The 15,578-nt window shown below is 62.9% G+C and carries 13 protein-coding genes and 1 pseudogene; 7 read left to right on the forward strand and 7 right to left on the reverse strand.

Going from position 1 to position 15,578, the window contains the following annotated elements; translation table 11 throughout:
• Window positions 1-266 precede the first annotated feature (266 nt).
• Together AB0J47_RS39320 and AB0J47_RS39325 are read right to left on the reverse strand one after the other, a co-directional pair.
• Window positions 267-2,267, reverse strand: coding sequence for a YhgE/Pip domain-containing protein (locus AB0J47_RS39320; RefSeq protein WP_364358782.1), 2,001 nt, complete (start codon window positions 2,265-2,267; stop codon window positions 267-269).
• A gap of 242 nt (window positions 2,268-2,509) precedes the next feature.
• The gene (locus tag AB0J47_RS39325; protein ID WP_364358785.1) at window positions 2,510-2,977 is read right to left on the reverse strand and encodes an L-tyrosine/L-tryptophan isonitrile synthase family protein; all 468 of its coding nucleotides are present in this window, start codon (window positions 2,975-2,977) and stop codon (window positions 2,510-2,512) included.
• A 132-nt stretch (window positions 2,978-3,109) separates the two neighbouring features.
• Here AB0J47_RS39325 and AB0J47_RS39330 point away from each other — a divergent pair, with 132 nt between their 5' ends.
• From AB0J47_RS39330 to AB0J47_RS39340, 3 genes are all read left to right on the forward strand, one after another.
• Window positions 3,110-4,954, forward strand: a complete 1,845-nt coding sequence (locus AB0J47_RS39330; RefSeq protein ID WP_364358788.1) for an acyl-CoA dehydrogenase — start codon at window positions 3,110-3,112, stop codon at window positions 4,952-4,954.
• Between the two features lie 188 nt (window positions 4,955-5,142).
• Window positions 5,143-5,334: a hypothetical protein gene (locus tag AB0J47_RS39335; protein ID WP_364358791.1), complete on the forward strand. Its 192-nt coding sequence runs from the start codon at window positions 5,143-5,145 to the stop codon at window positions 5,332-5,334.
• Between the two features lie 6 nt (window positions 5,335-5,340).
• A complete protein-coding gene (locus AB0J47_RS39340; RefSeq protein ID WP_364358794.1) occupies window positions 5,341-5,670 on the forward strand; it encodes an AraC family transcriptional regulator ligand-binding domain-containing protein in 330 nt (109 codons plus the stop codon).
• Between the two features lie 8 nt (window positions 5,671-5,678).
• On the opposite strand, the gene AB0J47_RS39345 is transcribed toward AB0J47_RS39340, so the two are convergent.
• From AB0J47_RS39345 to AB0J47_RS39365, 5 genes and pseudogenes are all read right to left on the reverse strand, one after another.
• Complete coding sequence (locus AB0J47_RS39345; protein WP_364358797.1) at window positions 5,679-6,371, reverse strand: helix-turn-helix domain-containing protein; 693 nt, start codon at window positions 6,369-6,371, stop codon at window positions 5,679-5,681.
• Between the two features lie 115 nt (window positions 6,372-6,486).
• Window positions 6,487-7,278 carry an MFS transporter gene (locus AB0J47_RS39350; protein ID WP_364358821.1) on the reverse strand — a complete coding sequence of 264 codons (792 nt, stop codon included), beginning with the start codon at window positions 7,276-7,278 and terminating at the stop codon, window positions 6,487-6,489.
• Window positions 7,194-7,691 (reverse strand): annotated as a pseudogene (locus AB0J47_RS39355) (MFS transporter); the annotation flags it as partial. The gene AB0J47_RS39350 and the pseudogene AB0J47_RS39355, both read right to left, overlap by 85 nt.
• 154 nt (window positions 7,692-7,845) lie before the next feature.
• Entirely contained in the window at window positions 7,846-8,433 is a 588-nt protein-coding gene (locus tag AB0J47_RS39360) for a hypothetical protein (protein ID WP_364358800.1), read from the reverse strand.
• Between the two features lie 333 nt (window positions 8,434-8,766).
• The gene (locus AB0J47_RS39365; protein ID WP_364358803.1) at window positions 8,767-9,888 is read right to left on the reverse strand and encodes an AraC family transcriptional regulator; all 1,122 of its coding nucleotides are present in this window, start codon (window positions 9,886-9,888) and stop codon (window positions 8,767-8,769) included.
• 336 nt (window positions 9,889-10,224) lie between these two features.
• Here AB0J47_RS39365 and AB0J47_RS39370 point away from each other — a divergent pair, with 336 nt between their 5' ends.
• The 4 genes from AB0J47_RS39370 (at window position 10,225) to AB0J47_RS39385 (ending at window position 15,145) form a co-directional block, all read left to right on the forward strand.
• Entirely contained in the window at window positions 10,225-11,040 is an 816-nt protein-coding gene (locus AB0J47_RS39370; RefSeq protein ID WP_364358806.1) for an SDR family oxidoreductase, read from the forward strand.
• Between the two features lie 47 nt (window positions 11,041-11,087).
• Window positions 11,088-12,527 carry an NAD(P)-binding domain-containing protein gene (locus AB0J47_RS39375; RefSeq protein WP_364358809.1) on the forward strand — a complete coding sequence of 480 codons (1,440 nt, stop codon included), beginning with the start codon at window positions 11,088-11,090 and terminating at the stop codon, window positions 12,525-12,527.
• Window positions 12,528-12,764: 237 nt separating this feature from the next.
• Window positions 12,765-12,989, forward strand: a complete 225-nt coding sequence (locus tag AB0J47_RS39380; RefSeq protein ID WP_364358812.1) for an ABC transporter permease — start codon at window positions 12,765-12,767, stop codon at window positions 12,987-12,989.
• 278 nt (window positions 12,990-13,267) lie between these two features.
• A complete protein-coding gene (locus AB0J47_RS39385) occupies window positions 13,268-15,145 on the forward strand; it encodes a glycosyltransferase (protein ID WP_364358815.1) in 1,878 nt (625 codons plus the stop codon).
• Window positions 15,146-15,578 lie beyond the last annotated feature (433 nt).

The raw sequence follows: 15,578 nt of genomic DNA on the forward strand, positions 1-15,578 counted from the left end.
CTCGTTCTGCCGTTGTCGACCGGAGATCAGGGGTTCGGATCGGCTGCGCGCGTAGTCGACAACTATCGCGAGTTTTGGCTGAGCGGGCAGGTTAAGGTGCCGTCGAGGATATGCGGAGACCTTCCTGGCACATTCAGCCCGCGAGCATATGTCGGCCGCGAGTCGAAAGCGCCACGGTCCACACCCCCGTACCGGGTGGGGACTGCGGCGCGGGCCGGGATGAGGGTGACCCGGTCCGATACACATCGGCTGCACGTGGCAGCGGCTCAGGCGGGCACCGTGAATTCGTCGGCGGCGCCGAGGGGTTTGGGTCTGCTGCTGGTCGTTGCACGCAGCCGTAGATATTGTGCAGAGACCGCGATCGTGAGGGTGAGCGCGGTCATTGCGGTCAGCATCATGACCGAGATCCAGAACATCTGGTCGTAAAGGCCTATGTCGCAACGGATGATGGCGCGCCGTGCAAAGGTCAGTGGGCTGATATCGGCGAACGGCTTGAATGCCGAGGGAGTGGTGCCGAGTGGGAACACGCCACCGAATGCGAACAGGCCGAACATGTAGAAACTGAACGCTGCGATGCTGCCCGCGACGCGCCCGAAGACAACGATGAACATGTGCGTGGTGACCGCGGCAGTGATACCGACGAGAACCACGACAGCAATCATGGTGGCCCAGTCGTGGGGTTCCCATCCGATCGATTTGCCGTATGCCGCAGTGGCACCGGCCGCGACGATTCCCCACACCGCACCGATCAGCGTCTTGTCGACCACCGAGCGTAGTGCACGGCGTCGCAGCGAGCCGGGTTGTGTGCTTGCCCGCAACGGTTTCAGCAGCATCCAGGCGACGATGACGGTGAGGAATGTTCCTAGGACCACGATGACCGGGCCTGCGCCGCCAGCAAGAACTTTGTGGCTACGATCGCCGTTGACGACCCGTTCGGCGGGCTCCTGGTTGGAGATGTTCATCGAGAACGGCTGGCTGAACATGCTGGCCGAGGCGTTCGGGTCGGCGATGTGGGGTGCGGCCGCCGACCCGTCGGTGAGTCCGGCGTCGAGTTGGTGCATACCGTTGTCGAGCTGTTCGGCGCCGTCCTCGAGCTGGTGGCCGCCGGTGGCGAGCTCGCCGAGTCCGATGGTGAGCTGCTTGGTTCCCTGATCGAGTGCTTGCGTGCCGTCGCGTAGCTGTCCTGCGCCCTGTGCCAGTGCCAGCACCCCGGCCCGGTAGTCGGCGTTGGGGTCGGTGAGTTGCCGGGCGAGTTCGCGTGTGCCGTCGCGTAGTTGGGTGATCTGGGAAGTGATGCTGTCGGGGTTGGTTTGGCGGACCTGGTTGAGCAGTAATCGTAGTTGCGTGACGGCGGAGATCATCGCCGGATCGGAACTGGCGGCCAGTTTGTCCAGCAGAGGATCGAGCTGGGTGGCGAGCTGATCGAACGGGGTGAGTGCGGCCAGGATCGGTGAGGCGATCTGGTCGACTCCGTCGCGGATCTGGGCGGCCCCGTTACCAAGTTGGTCTGTGCCACCGACGAGTTGGGTCGCTCCGGTGGCCAACTGTGTGGCCCCGTTGCTGAGCTGGCCGGTGCCGTCGGCGAGTTGAGTGCTGCCGGTCAGTGCTTGATCGAGCCCGGTGGCCAGTTGTGCTGATCCGTCGGCGAGTTGTGCGGTGCCGTCCGCGAGTTGCGTTGCGCCGTGGGCGGCGTCGCCAAGGCCGGAGCCGAGACTGTTGATGCCGATGAGGACCTGGGTGGCGAACTCTCGCCCAATCGAAGCGGTGATTTGCCGTTGTGCTTGTGCGATGACGCTGTCGGCTACCGCGGATCCGAGTGTTCCATTGAAGTCGTTGTACCAGACGTTGATTCGTGCGGGCGTGGGTTTGGGGTCGGTGACGGTGAGGATGTCGCGGGTGAAATCGCGAGGAATGACGACGGAGAAGGCGTAGCGGGACTCGCGCAGTCCGGCCACTGCTTCGACGCTGGAGACGCGATGGAATTCCACGTCGTTGCCCGAGGCGAGCCCGTCCAAGATCTGGGCACCGAGGTTTTCGGGTTTGCCATTGTCGATGCCGCCGACGTCGTCGCTGGCGACTGCCACCGGGACGTGCTTGAGATATACCTCAGGATCCCACATGGCCCACATGTAGACAGCAGACACCAACGTTGGTACCACGAGCCCGAGAACCAGCAGCGCTCGCAGCAGACCAGGCCTGCTCGGCGGGTCAGCTCGGAGAACGCGCAGTCCGTCGATGACTCGCGCTGTGATGGAATTACCTGCCATGACGGCCCTTCCGGCACCGATCGGGCACAAGTGGCCCGCGGCGCGCATGCCCTGGAAAGTTGGAGATCCGCGAGCCTTGCTGTGGGCACGATCGGACTTGGCAAGACGCTAATCAGACGCGTGTGCATTCGGTGACCAAGTCAGACAGTGTGGCAGTGAAGACCCACCCGATGTCGCAATTTCCCCCATTGAGGTTCACCCCGCATGGTGGACAGGGGTTCAAGCCGCTTTCGCTGTGACTGTCAGGGACTGCTCGTAGCGCATTGGGCTGAGCATCCCGATGGCGGTTTCATGAGGCGGTACCCATCAGGCGTTTCAACTACCACGGAATGCCACGGTGTGAGCCACTGGTCATCATCGGTGCAATCCATCAAATGTATGCCAATTTTTTTATTGGCGCAGGGCCGCTGGTGAATAGAAAGACGGATTGCGTCAGGAAACCATTTGTCCAGCAGATTCGACCACGCCTGGCTCTGACGGATCACCTGATAGGCCCTGCGTCGGCTGTCACGCTGCAAGGCGGACCTACTCATCGTGGATCCCGAACGGTCTGCATCCTCGAACAAAAAGCGAGTCTCGTCGTGTACTGGGTCCGCCAATGTGGCGGTCTCGGCTACCGTACTGGCGGTTTCAGCCCTGTCTAGACTCCGTCTGGGCTGGCTAGCCTCAGAGGTGACCACCGCTGCGCCCGGCGCGCGGACGGCAGGCATGGACCGCTCCGATGTCCACGGTCACTACCGCGGCCTCACCGTCGGCTGTCTCGCGAGTGTTCGCTTGCCAGCGCATTATGAGCTGCCGCGGTGCTGATAACCATCTCCGTCGAAGGATCAGGGAACCACCCTATGGGGCACTACCGAAGTAACGTCCGCGACATCGAGTTCAACCTCTTCGAGGTCCTGGGTGTCGGGAAGTTGTTGGACGAGGGGCACTATGGCGAGATGGACGCCTCGACGGCGCGCGCGATGCTACAGGAAGCCGCGCGGTTGGCCGAGGGGCCGATCGCGGAGTCGTTCGCCTCAGCGGACCGCCACCCGGTGGGTTTCGACAGCGAGACTCACGAGATCGTGTTGACCAAGTCGCTGCGCCGTTCGGTCATGGCGCTCAAGAGCTCGGGCTGGTCGTTGCTCGGTCTGCCCGAGGCGATCGGCGGGCAGCGCGCGCCGATGGCGATGGTGTGGGCCGTGCGCGAAATGCTGTATGTCGCCAACCCTGCCGTGTGCTTCTACGACATGGGGCCGGCCATGGCGGGGGTGCTGTTCGATCTGGGTACGCCGCAACAACAGCATTGGGCTGCCCGCAGCCAGGAGCGCTGCTGGGCAGCCACCATGGTGTTGACCGAACCCGATGCGGGCTCCGATGTCGGTGCAGGGCGCACGAAGGCAACCGATCAGGGCGATGGCACCTGGCATATCGAAGGTGTCAAGCGATTCATCTCCGGCGGTGACGTCGGTGATACCGCGGAGAATCTGTTCCACCTGGTGCTGGCCCGGCCCGAGGGCGCCGGGCCGGGAACCAAGGGACTGAGTCTGTTCTTCGTCCCGAAGTATCACTTCGACCCGGTGACACTGGAATTGGGTGAGCGCAACGGCGTGTATGTGACTGGCGTCGAGGACAAGATGGGAATCAAGTCCTCACCCACCTGCGAGGTGAGTTTCGGCGCCAACGGTTCCCCTGCGGTGGGCTGGCTCGTCGGTGACAAACACAACGGCATCGCGCAAATGTTCAAGGTCCTCGAGAATGCGCGAATGATGGTGGGGGTCAAGGCGGCCGGAACGCTGTCCACCGCCTATCTCAGCGCACTCGACTACGCCAAGGAGCGGATCCAGGGTGCCGACCTCACCCGCGCAACCGACAGCGCCGCGCCACGGGTACCGATCACGCGGCACCCCGAGGTGCGGCGGATGTTGCTGACGCAGAAGGCCTACACCGAAGGACTGCGCTCGCTCTATATGTTCACCGCGGCCTATCAGGACCCCACACCCACACTGGCACAGCGTCTTTCAGGGGCGGACCCGACGCTAGCGAGGTCGGTCAACGACTTCTTGCTGCCCGTGGTGAAGGGATTCGGCTCTGAACGCGGCTACGACACCTTGAAGCTGAGCCTGCAGACGCTCGGCGGCTCGGGGTATCTGCGGGACTATCCGTTCGAGCAGTACATCCGCGACACCATGATCGACACGCTCTACGAGGGCACCACACCGATCCAGGCACAGGATTTCTTCTTCCGCAAAATCATTCGTGACCACGGCCGCGCGTTCGAACATGTGTTGACCCTGGTCGAGGATTTCGCCACCTTCGGGCACCCTGATGACTCCCTGCTCGGTGAGCGGCAATTGCTCGCGATCGCGAGCACAGAGGTTCGCGACATGGCAAAAGCACTGGCTGGCTATCTGGTCGTCGCGCAAACCGAGCCGAGCGAAATCTACAAGGTCGGCGCGGGCGCGGTTCGTTTCCTCTACGCGGTGGGAGATCTGCTGGTGGCCTGGCGGCTGCTGGTGCAGGCCGACGTCGCGTGCGGTGCCTTGCACAAGGACAACGTTTCGGAGGAAGAGGCATCGTTCTATCGCGGAAAGATCGCGGTCGCGTCGTTCTTCGCCAAGAATGTGCTGCCCGAACTCAACGCGACCCGCGCCATCCTGACGGCTCTCGACAATGACGTGATGACGATCGAAGAGTCCGAATTTTGAGCTACACGCCCGTCTGTCGGGCGAGGTCGTCCCACCGGCGAGGTTTCGCACGGTTGGGACGACACCCCCGGTCGGCGCTCCCGTGGGTGGGTTGGGGAAACATCCTGGAACCCACGGGATTGCCATCCCGTCACAGCGAGGTTGTCCAATCATGTCTGGACCCGGAGAATAACTCCGCCGTCGACCGGTTGAACGATGCCAGGATTCCGCCGAGCATCGTGATCGCGGTGCCGGAGCTGGCTGAGCAGCGCGGCGTCGGGACCGATGCGTTGCTCGCGGGAACGGGTGTGACACGCGGGCAGCTCGACCTCCCCGACAACCCGGATATCACATCGGCAGGCGACGACTGTCCTCGCGCGGGCCCTGAGAACGGTGCCTGAGGGCCGGTGGGGATACGTATCGGCAGCCGTGACGTCCTGATGTCGTGGGGGCTGGTGGGTTTCGTGGTGCGCTCAGCGCGCTCTGCCGCCGAAGCCCTCGAGATCGGTGTTCATCTGCATCAGGCGGCCGGCAGTCTGGTCGACCTCGAAGTCGGATACGGCACAGACGAGTTCGAGCTGCGGTTGAGTGAGCGCAGCCCCCACCCGGATCTGCTGCCGTTTCTGTGCGAGGAAGCGTGTTCGTCGATCGTGTCCCTGATCCGTGCGCACCGCTGTGGCAGGCCCTCGCACTGGCTGCTGCTGGCGAGGACGCCCTCAGCGGGCGCGCCGTTGTAGCAGGCAGCTCACGGGGTGCTGAGCGGTGTGGTCGTGTCGATGGCCGAGAATTGTGGGGCTCCGGCGCGCTCGACCGGGAGTCGCTGCCTGTCGGCGTCGTCGGTGCGAGGTACGGCCAGCGAGACCACCGCTTCGGCCAGCGCCTGCACCGACGCGATCGCTGCGGCGGTATCTTGGTCGGCCAGCCACGCGAACAGGGTTCCGTCCAGGGCGATGGCAACCATGCGTGCCAGTGCTTGTTCGGGAACTCGCCATTGCACGTCGAAGCGTTCGCTCCCCAGGCGCAGGAACATCGCGGCGATATCGGTGTACAAGCGGTATTGCCAGCGGCCGAGCTCTCCGGGGTTGGTGGTGGAACGGATGTCCTGCACCGTCAATTCGTACAGCACCGCCTGCCGGCCGGGATCGCTCATCCCCGCACTCAGCATCCGCTCCATCCCGGTCGACACCGCTGTGCGCAACGAATCCGAGGAAATCTCCAAACCCTCCAGGACCGCAGTCTGCGACTGCACCACCGATTCGGTCAGGTCCTGCAAAAGTTCCTCCTTGGATCTGAACGCGTAGTGAAACGCGCTTTGCGCCATCCCTGCCTCCGTGCAGATCGCGCGGGTTGTCGCTGCGGCGACTCCGTCGCGGGCCATCACCGCAAACGCAGCGTCCACCAACCGACGCCGCCGCTCTTCGGAACTCAACCGTGCCACAGCAGACTCCCTCCGCGACGTTGTGCCAGGCTCGAGACCCCAGCCTCCGTGTCCACCACCATACTGGGTCAGTTGACCCAGTCAGCCGTGAGTGGCCGTGAGCGCCATAGCGGGCTTATCGGACGGTCTTGACTTTCATCACCGACAATCCGCCGAGTGTGGCGAAGCCGGCGGCAAGGATATACAGCCCGGAGAATCCACCGCCGAGCTCGATCACCCAGGCACCGACGAGCGGGCCCAGAGCCTGGGGGAGAGCCATCGCGATATTCATGACGCCGAGTTCTTGACCGTTGTGTTCGCCATCGGGGAGGACGTCGGCGGCGAGTGCCTGATCGATCGACATGAAGCAGCCGAAACCAGCACCGGTGATCGCACTGGCGATCGTTGCGCCCCAGACGTTTCCGGTGGCAAGGATGACGATGGCGGAGATGGTCTGTAGTAGAGCGGCGACCATGACGAACGGCTTTCTGGCCCGGAAGCGATCAGACAGCCAGCCGCTGAGGATGGAAGCAACCACGACGCAGATCATGTAGCCGCCGGTCAAGGTCAGAAGCGCGGTGTCGGGGTCGGTGACCTCGAGCCCGAACTGCAGATAGTACAGGGCAAGCGAGGTACCCAGGGCGTTGCCGAGATTGACCTGCACGCGCCCGATGAGGGTCCAACGGAAGTCGTGCACGGCCAGCAGATGCCGGAGGGTTTGCGAGGCGCGGCGCGGGCTGCTGACCTGGGGATCGGGTGTGGATAGCACGAACGGCGCCACGCAGGCGACGAAATGATGCCGAACGCCTGAGGTGCAGAAATCCAGCTGGATACGACGCCGCGCTGCGATGTGGGCACCTGGTCGCCAATCATTGCGGTCAGCGACGCGCAAGCGATGCTGAAACCGATGATCACCATCGACCAACACAGTGCTATCCCGGTCGTCGTGTGCTGTGCGGCCAGCACGGCAAGCGCGGCCGAGAACACGAGGGATCCGGCGACGATCCACGGTCTGCGGCGGCCGAAGCGGCTGGTGGTGCGGTCGCTGAGCGTGCCTGCGACGGGGAACGCGACGGCCGAGCACAGTGCGGCTATGCCGGAGATGAGACCGAAGTCGGCGACGCTGCGTTGCCAATTATCCTGGCGCAGAACGGTTCCTATGCCGAGGCTGGTGTTGAGTTGAGAGGGCAGGATCAGCTGGAACGACGTCAACTGCGCCATCCAGATTCCCAGCCATGCAAGGGCGAAGGCAGCGATCCAGCGGCGGCTGACTTGTCGCGCAGGGCCGCCGCAGACCGTGGCCGTGGCGTTGTCCGCGGCTGAGGTGCTGGTGTCGTTCATGCCGGCTTTCGGTCGAGCGGAATGGGCGTCCCGAATTCGGTTGCCCAGCACAGCAGCTCGGGTGTGGGAGCGGTAAAGCTCCCCCACCCGAACCGTGCAACCCGGCTGTCATGGGAACCTCTGTGCGGGTGCGGGTTCGACCGCACGATGCCGGTCAGTGAGTGGGCAGCGGCGCGCTGATCTCTCCTGCGGCGTGCAGGGTGCTGTAGGCCTGGGCCAGCGCGACGATAGCGGCAGGAACCCCGAAGATCACCCCGCCTAGGATGGGTCCCACCGCCGCGCCCAGAGCCAGTCCCGGTATGCAGCCCCCGATTGCGCCGACAACTGCACCGACTGCGCAGCCGCCAACGAGTCCGACGACACCGCCGACCATGGTGCCCACGGTGGCGGCCAGCATGAACTCATTGCCGGCCTGACTGAGCGCGTTGTTGATATCGGTTTGTCCGTCGATGTCGGTTGCAGTGGCCACCGCCGACTGCGGCTGGTCGGGCACAACCGCGATGTCTGACTGTGGGCGAAGGTCGATACCGGTGTCAGGGACGTCGAGAGCCGCGGCAACCCGGCTGTCGACGGCGGTCTGGGGTGCAACCTGGTCCGGGATTGCGGCTGTCGCCGTGGCGGCCGGGGACAGCGGAGATTCGGCCGAGGCATTGGTTGCGGTGATCGTGTTTTCACCGGCCAGTACCGCGATCGCGATGGCGGTGGTTGCGACTGCGAGACGAGTGCGGGATGCGTGATGCACGAGACATTTCCCTTGTGTAAAATTCTGTTACATTTTCGGTGAGCCGTGAGACGTGGTGATCTGCGAAAGCCGCATGCGACTGGATAAGAGCTGAGGCTTTGTTGTGAGGGGGTACCGGGGTCGTGCCCTCGAGCGGATCCGGACTTCGAACTCCGGCTGTCGCGAGATTCAATCAGCACTCACCCGACAGGCATAGGGGGATTTCTGTCAGCACGGGGGCATCTGCGTCACAACTCGAACCGCAGGTCTATTTCTGCAGGTAGATCCTTCGATTCGAATGCAACTGGCATTATTTGGCCGCGCGGCGACGGGTATGCCGCCGCTGACGGCGGGTTAGAACGAGATTCGCGAAATTCCACCACCGCGGTGCGGTGAGTTTTCCATTGCCGCCGTAGCAGCGGCTCGTTCGGCGCTGGGGCTTCGGCCTGTCCAGCGTTGATAGGCGCGCCGGAATTCTCGGCTGTCGCTGAATCCGACTTCGATGGCGATGGCCGTCAGAGGCATGTCCGATTCACGCAGCAGAATTCGAGCGCGATGCGTGCGTACCCGATCGCGAATTTCGCCGAATTTCTCACCGGCCTCGGCGAGTCGCCGGTGCAGGGTGCGCTCGCTGATTCTCAGGTGCTCGGCGATGAATGCCGCGGTGATCGGTCGTCGCAGATTCTGCCGCAGAACGGCCTCCACCGTGGTGACGATGTCGTGGCGGGATCGTTCGGGGTCGGCGAGGTGGCGCGCCGCGTCGACGGCCAACCCGATTTGGGCGGGGTTGGCGGTGGGCAGCGGCCGATTCAACAGGGCGGCATCGAAGTAGACGCGGGTGGCGCATGCGTTGAATCGGATGGGGCAGCGGAAGACTCGGTTGTAGGCCTCGGCGTATACGGGCCGTGGGTAGGCGAATTCGAGCCGAGTCGGTGTCATCTGATTGCCGAATATCGACCGAGCCAACACGAGTATCGATGTGCACGATTCCTCGCAGAGGAAGGCCAGCAGTTCCGGGTTGGGGCTGCGCTCGGCGAGCCGCAGCGCGAATTCTGTTGCGCCTGATTCGAATTCGTAGTCGAGCAGGCTGCCCGCAGCCTGGTGCAGGTCCAACCCAAGCGACACGGCCTGGCCGACGGAAGCCGCCGCGCGCAGGGCAAAGCCGGTCAGCCCCCAGGACACGAACACATCACGGCTACCGACTTGGATGCCGATGGGCCCGGGCTCCAACCCTCGCAGGGCGCGCTGCAGGATGGCCGTTGCCTGACGAAATGACAGCCGAGTCTCGGGCAGCGTCAGCTGCTGGCGAGTCAGACCGATCCCGTCAAGCCACGATTCGCAGGCCACGCCGCGATGGTCGGCGAGATCGAATACGCCCAGCAGCACACTCGGCGGGATTCGCGCCTCCTGCAGGGCGGGGTCGTCGGCGCATCTCCGGTCATCGTGTGTGTCGGCGTGCGATTGGCGCAAAACCATAGGCGTCACCCGGTGATCAGAAGAGTATGGCGGGCTCTGCCCGCCGCGGGCCGCGGCGGGCAGAACGACGGACGGCGGGCAGCAGAGCCGACGGCATACGGCGGCATCGCACTTGCCCAACCGGGACGTGGCTTGAGTGCACGCATCCGCGGCCTGTGCCCGCTTGTGGCGGGCCAACAGTTCTTGGTCAGCCGACCCGGTCGGAAGAACAGGTCGGTTGACCGAACTGTAACACGAATTCTCTGGGCAGCATCGTGCCCGCCATCTACTCTGAACGCGTAGTTGGGTCGCTTGACCAAGTCATTTGACCAACACGGTTGAAAGCTAAGGAGAAGCATGACGGATAAGACATATGCGCTGGTCACGGGCGCTGCAGGTGGTATCGGGTTGGAGGTCGCGCGACGACTTGCGTCCCGCGGTCATGTAGTTCTCGCCGCAGAACGAGACCAGATGCTGGCCGAGCAGGCCGCTGAACAGATCGGAGCGGGAGCGGTGGCGGTGGCGTGCGATCTGGCCGATGGTGCCGCCGTCGCGGCGTTGTCGGCGCGTATCGAGAACGAGTGGGGCAGCGAGTTGGAGGTGTGTTTCCTCAACGCTGGCATCGTCGTTCCCGAAGATGTCGTGGACACCTCGCCTGAACGGGTCGACCTGCAATTGCAGATCATGCTGGTGTCGGCGATCAAGCTGGCCCGCTCGACGGCGATCGCGATGACAAAGCGCGGTAGCGGGCACATTGTGGCGACCGTGTCGCAGGGAGCGGTACTCGCCCTGCCGGGCAGCGCAACGTATTCGGCGGCCAAGGCCGGGCTGCGTGGGTTCCTGGCTGCACTGCATCTGGAGCTTCGAGGCAGCGGTGTCACGGTCGGAGGCGTGTACCCGAGCGCGGTGGACACTCCGATGCTGCGGCACGAGGCGACCCACGGCGGCAGCCTTCTCAACTTCGTCGGCACGATCTCCTCACCCGGCGATGTCGCCGACGCGGTGGACAAAGCCCTGCGTACCGGCCGCGTGGAGATCTTCGTCCCGGCCTCCGACGGGATCCTCACCCGTTTGGCGCAGTCCATGCCACGGCTGGTCCCGCTGATGCTGCCCGCCGCCAACTGGATCGGGGAGAAAGGCCGCCAACGCTACCTCGCCCGCATCGGCGCCTGACCCCCGTTCGTCACGATCAGATCTTGTACCCGACCATCGGAGAACCCATGACCAAGGAAAACAAGACCGCAACCCGCTCCACGGCCGAGGCCAACGGCACCAAGGAGACTCGGCAGGCTGCCGAGGTACTCGTCGACCGCGGCGATGCTGTCGCCATCGTGGGCGCTGGTCCGGCTGGGTTGAGCATGGCCCGCATGCTGCGCCACTACGGCGTCGAATACGACCAGTTCGAACGTCATTCCGACGTGGGCGGAATCTGGGATATCGACAATTCGGGAACACCGATGTACGAGTCGGCGCACTTCATCTCCTCACGCGACCTCTCGGGCTTCTACGACTTCCCGATGCCGAAGTATTTCGGCGACTATCCCAGCCGCCCGCAGATCCTGGCCTACACCCGCAGCTTCGCCGACACCTTCGATCTGCGACAGGCCATCTCGTTCGACACCGCGGTCGTGGCGGCCACCCCCGAGGGCGACCACTGGGTGCTGACCCTCGCCGACGGCCAGCAGCGTCGCTACCGGGGGGTGATCTGCGCGACGGGCACCAACTGGAGTCCGCGTATCCCGACCCATCCGGGAACCTTCGACGGCGAGGTCCGTCATGCGGTGACCCACCGTCGAGCCTCCGAATTCGCTGGTAAGCGTGTGCTGGTCGTCGGTCTGGGCAATTCCGGCGCCGACATCGCCTGCGACGCGGCCCAAGCTGCGGATGCGGCGTTCATCAGCGTTCGCCGCGGCTACCACATCATCCCCAAGCATGTGTTCGGCGTGCCCGCCGACAAGTTCGACGACACCAGTTTCACGATTCCGCGATGGCTCGAACGCCCGGTGGTGACCGCGCTACTGCGGCTGATCGTCGGCGACGTGACCCGATGGGGTCTGCCCAAACCCGATCACAAGCTGCTCGAGAGCCATCCGCTGCTCAACAGCCAACTGCTGCACCATCTCCAGCATGCCGACATCGCTGTCAAACCCGATATCGAACGCTTCGACGGTCCGGACGTCGTGTTCACCGACGGGTCCCGCGAGAAGATCGACCTGGTGCTGTACGCGACGGGCTACGAGATGCGCATCCCGTATGTGAACGCGGACCTGTTCGCCTGGAACGGCGACCGGCCGGCGCAGTACCTGACGGCGTTCAACCGTGAGCACCGCAACCTGTTCACCCTCGGCTATCTCGAAACCAACTCGAGTGCGTACACGTTGTTCGACAACATCTCCAACATCGTCGCCCAGTATCTGCGTGACCAGACGACCCAGCCACAGAGGGCTGCACAGTTCGACCGCCTGATCGCCACCGACCGTCCCGACCTCAGCGGCGGTCTGCACCTCGTCAAGTCGGCCCGCCATGCTGGATACGTGGACGCGAAGTCGTTCAAGAAGGTCATCAAACGAGTGCGTAAGCAGATCGGCTGGACCGCTCTGACACCCCACTTCGCTGATCATCTGGCCCAGCCTCAGCAGGTGCAGGTAGCGGCACGCTGACCGGACAGCAGCCACAGCACTGTGTGGCTGCGCCACCGCAGTCGCGCGGGATGAGCCGGTGCTCGTGGCACGCCACCACACGGATCGTCAACCGAGTCGGCCAGGATAGCTGTTGGACTGCCGAGGCGCCGTGGATCGCCGTCCGAGCGGGATCTACGGTTGTATGCCGCTCGTGGTCTCGATGATCTTCGGCTTACATCCCGCTTGGGGCATGTTGACAGGCCACTCATCGGGTTCGTGACGGGATTCGGATGGGCCTCGTTCGGCATGCTCGTTGCGGGTGTGTTCCGGTCGATCGAGAACTTCAACTACGTCCCTGGCATCGTCACCACCCTGCTATTCCTCACCGCTGGCACATACTGCCCGATTTCCGCACTGCCGAAGTGGACGCAGATCGTCGTCAATGCAAACCCGGTCTATCACTGTGTCCAGCTTGTCAGGCATGCAGTGTTTGGCTTCTGAACCCAATGCATCGACCACATTCGAGGCGGTCGGTGAGGAAATATCCCGCGAGCCGAGATGATGTGACTGGCGAAGGTGACACGTCCCCCAAAGTCTAATCGTAGCGGTAGAGCAGGTTCAGCCCGCCTTTGTAGCAGAGAGCCTCGATCTCCAGGATGAGCTGCATCTGCAATAGATACCGATCGCGTTAAAGGGTCAGTTATGAGTTGAACCCATTCTGCGCGCAGAATGCCGATTTCTTTCGGAATTATATATGTGAATGCAACACTGGAGGGGCGATGAGCTTCAACGTATGGATTAGTGCTGGGCTGGTCGAGACATCGATTTCCCATTTGGTGAGTATCGGATTTCTAGCTTCAAGCTGGCGCAGGCCGATGACGCGACGGCCATCTCTGATGGCGATACCGGTGTCGCACGGAGTCGGCGCCGCAACTGCATGTGTGTTGGGTTGCGATTGGTTTACTGCGGCGGCGATCGCGACCATCGGGATGGCGGCCACCGCGATCGCGATTCGAAGATGGTCACAGTTTCGAGTGGTTGGAATGGCGGTATGGATTTCTTTTCTTTTGATGATTGTCAGTCAGATCCTATGGGGAACGCACTTTTTGATCTTATCGCACACCGGCATGGTGACATGGTTGCTACTGATAGTCATGGCTGTGGCGGGTCTGATAGTTCTTCCGGCTCATATTATTAATGTCTTCGAGCACTGGGAGGTTCTGCTCCGGCAGCAGTGGACTAGGCGGGCCGAGCCGCTTGCAGACTGGAAACCAGATAATTGGCCATCAAAGATCTCGATTCATGTTCCGACGCATGCTGAGCCGCCAGATTTGGTAATCGAGACCCTAAACGTGTTGTCGCAGTTGCGATACGCGGACTTCGAGGTATTGGTGATCGACAACAATACAGCGGACGAGACGTTGTGGCGGCCGGTTGAGGAGCATTGCCGTCGTCTCGGGCCCAAGTTCCGCTTCCTGCACGTCATGGGTATAACCGGCGCGAAAGCCGGTGCACTGAACTGGGCTCTGCAGCACACGGATCCGACTGCCGAGCTTGTTGCAGTGGTGGATGCCGACTACCACGTTGATCCAGATTGGCTGAAGCACACGGTCGGCTTTTTTGATGATCCGGAGATGGGATTCGTTCAATGTCCGCACGCCTATCGTGACTACAGCGACTCAGTATTCGGGAGAATGGCCAACGCCGAGTATGCGATGTTCTTTCAAACGTCCATGGTGTCGTTGGATGAACATGGTTCCGGTTTGACTGTGGGAACCATGTCACTAATTCGCCGCAATGCGCTACTGGAGGCCGGAGGCTGGGCCGAGTGGTGTCTGACCGAAGATTCCGAACTGGCCATCCGCATCCATGCCCTCGGGTACCGATCCGTCTATTTGACCAAGGCCTATGGCAGGGGGCTGATCCCAGAGACATACGCGGGCTACAAGAAGCAGCGGTTCCGGTGGACCTATGGTCCAGTGCAGGAGTTTCGGACACATTGGCGACTGTTTGTGCCTGGTCCAGCGAGGTCTCCCTCTGCACTCACGGTCCGCCAGCGGATGCACCACGCGGTACATGGGTTGTCCATAGGACTGGCGGGCCTTCAACTGGTACTCATCGCGCTCTCGATAGCCTTGATCGCCGCGGCCGCCTGGAATCAGGACTCGCCCCCTCTTCTAGTACCGGCCTGGACTGCCCTAATTGCTATGGCGGCGTCGCGGAAAGCCATGCGGGCGCTGACCTATCGTCATGTGCGTCACTCGACCTGGCGGCAAGCGGCCGGTGGGGAGATCGCCACCGCCGCGCTGACCTGCGTGATCGCTGTCGCTGCTTTTGCCGCTGACATCGGATTACCCGCACATTGGCAGCGCACCAACAAGTTCCGCTCGTTGCCTTCCGGCTCGGGCGCGTTACGCGTAGCCGCCGGCGAGACCGTTTTGGGCATTATTTCCTTGTCGGTAGGCATCGGCGCCATCATCGTGGCATCGCCTGGTCTAACGCTCGCTATCGCCATAGGACTCATCAACTACAGCATGTTTTTTCTGGCTTCTCCGGTGATCGCGGTGATAGCTGACCGGGATCTGCGGCGGAAATCAATCTCCGACAGCCGGCATTCCCATACCGAATCCGTCAGTCGAGTAGTAGATGCAACTTAATTTAGGGTCCGTCACCACACATTAGTGCGTCCGCGCGCATCTAGCGAGTGGCGACAATGCCAGTGTCGCGTCGGTTGCATCAACTTTGCGGCCATCGACTGGATGTTCCTGCGGCAACAACAGAGCGCAGATGAGCATCGAGCCCGATCTTGCTTGCCGAACCCGATCCGTCTGTCTGGCAGTACAGAACCGTCCCGGCTTTGTCAGCGCTGCTTCCCGCCCTCACCGGTGTCTCCCGGGTCGGACTGCGCTCCGCTCCTACCAGACCACGGCCGCACTGACAGAGCAAGAAACCTGGCATCGACCATGACGTAGATCGCCCTCCGACCGGGCCGGATGTCGTCAGTCGAGGAAGTGCTCGAGTTCCGCGGTGACGAATTGGGGATTCTCCTCGACGAGCCAGTGCCCCGCGTGCGGGACGTCCACGGCTCGC

Source organism: Nocardia sp. NPDC049737, from assembly GCF_040674755.1.
Taxonomy (GTDB): Bacteria; Actinomycetota; Actinomycetes; order Mycobacteriales; family Mycobacteriaceae; genus Nocardia.

Bases quoted from the DNA above. Each gene is read 5' to 3' on its own strand.
- AB0J47_RS39365 (WP_364358803.1), bottom strand. From the start codon at position 9,888: ATGGTTTTGCGCCAATCGCACGCCGACACACACGATGACCGGAGATGC.
- AB0J47_RS39320 (WP_364358782.1), bottom strand. From the start codon at position 2,267: ATGGCAGGTAATTCCATCACAGCGCGAGTCATCGACGGACTGCGCGTT.
- AB0J47_RS39370 (WP_364358806.1), top strand. From the start codon at position 10,225: ATGACGGATAAGACATATGCGCTGGTCACGGGCGCTGCAGGTGGTATC.
- AB0J47_RS39385 (WP_364358815.1), top strand. From the start codon at position 13,268: ATGAGCTTCAACGTATGGATTAGTGCTGGGCTGGTCGAGACATCGATT.
- AB0J47_RS39325 (WP_364358785.1), bottom strand. From the start codon at position 2,977: ATGCCTGCCGTCCGCGCGCCGGGCGCAGCGGTGGTCACCTCTGAGGCT.
- AB0J47_RS39330 (WP_364358788.1), top strand. From the start codon at position 3,110: ATGGGGCACTACCGAAGTAACGTCCGCGACATCGAGTTCAACCTCTTC.
- AB0J47_RS39375 (WP_364358809.1), top strand. From the start codon at position 11,088: ATGACCAAGGAAAACAAGACCGCAACCCGCTCCACGGCCGAGGCCAAC.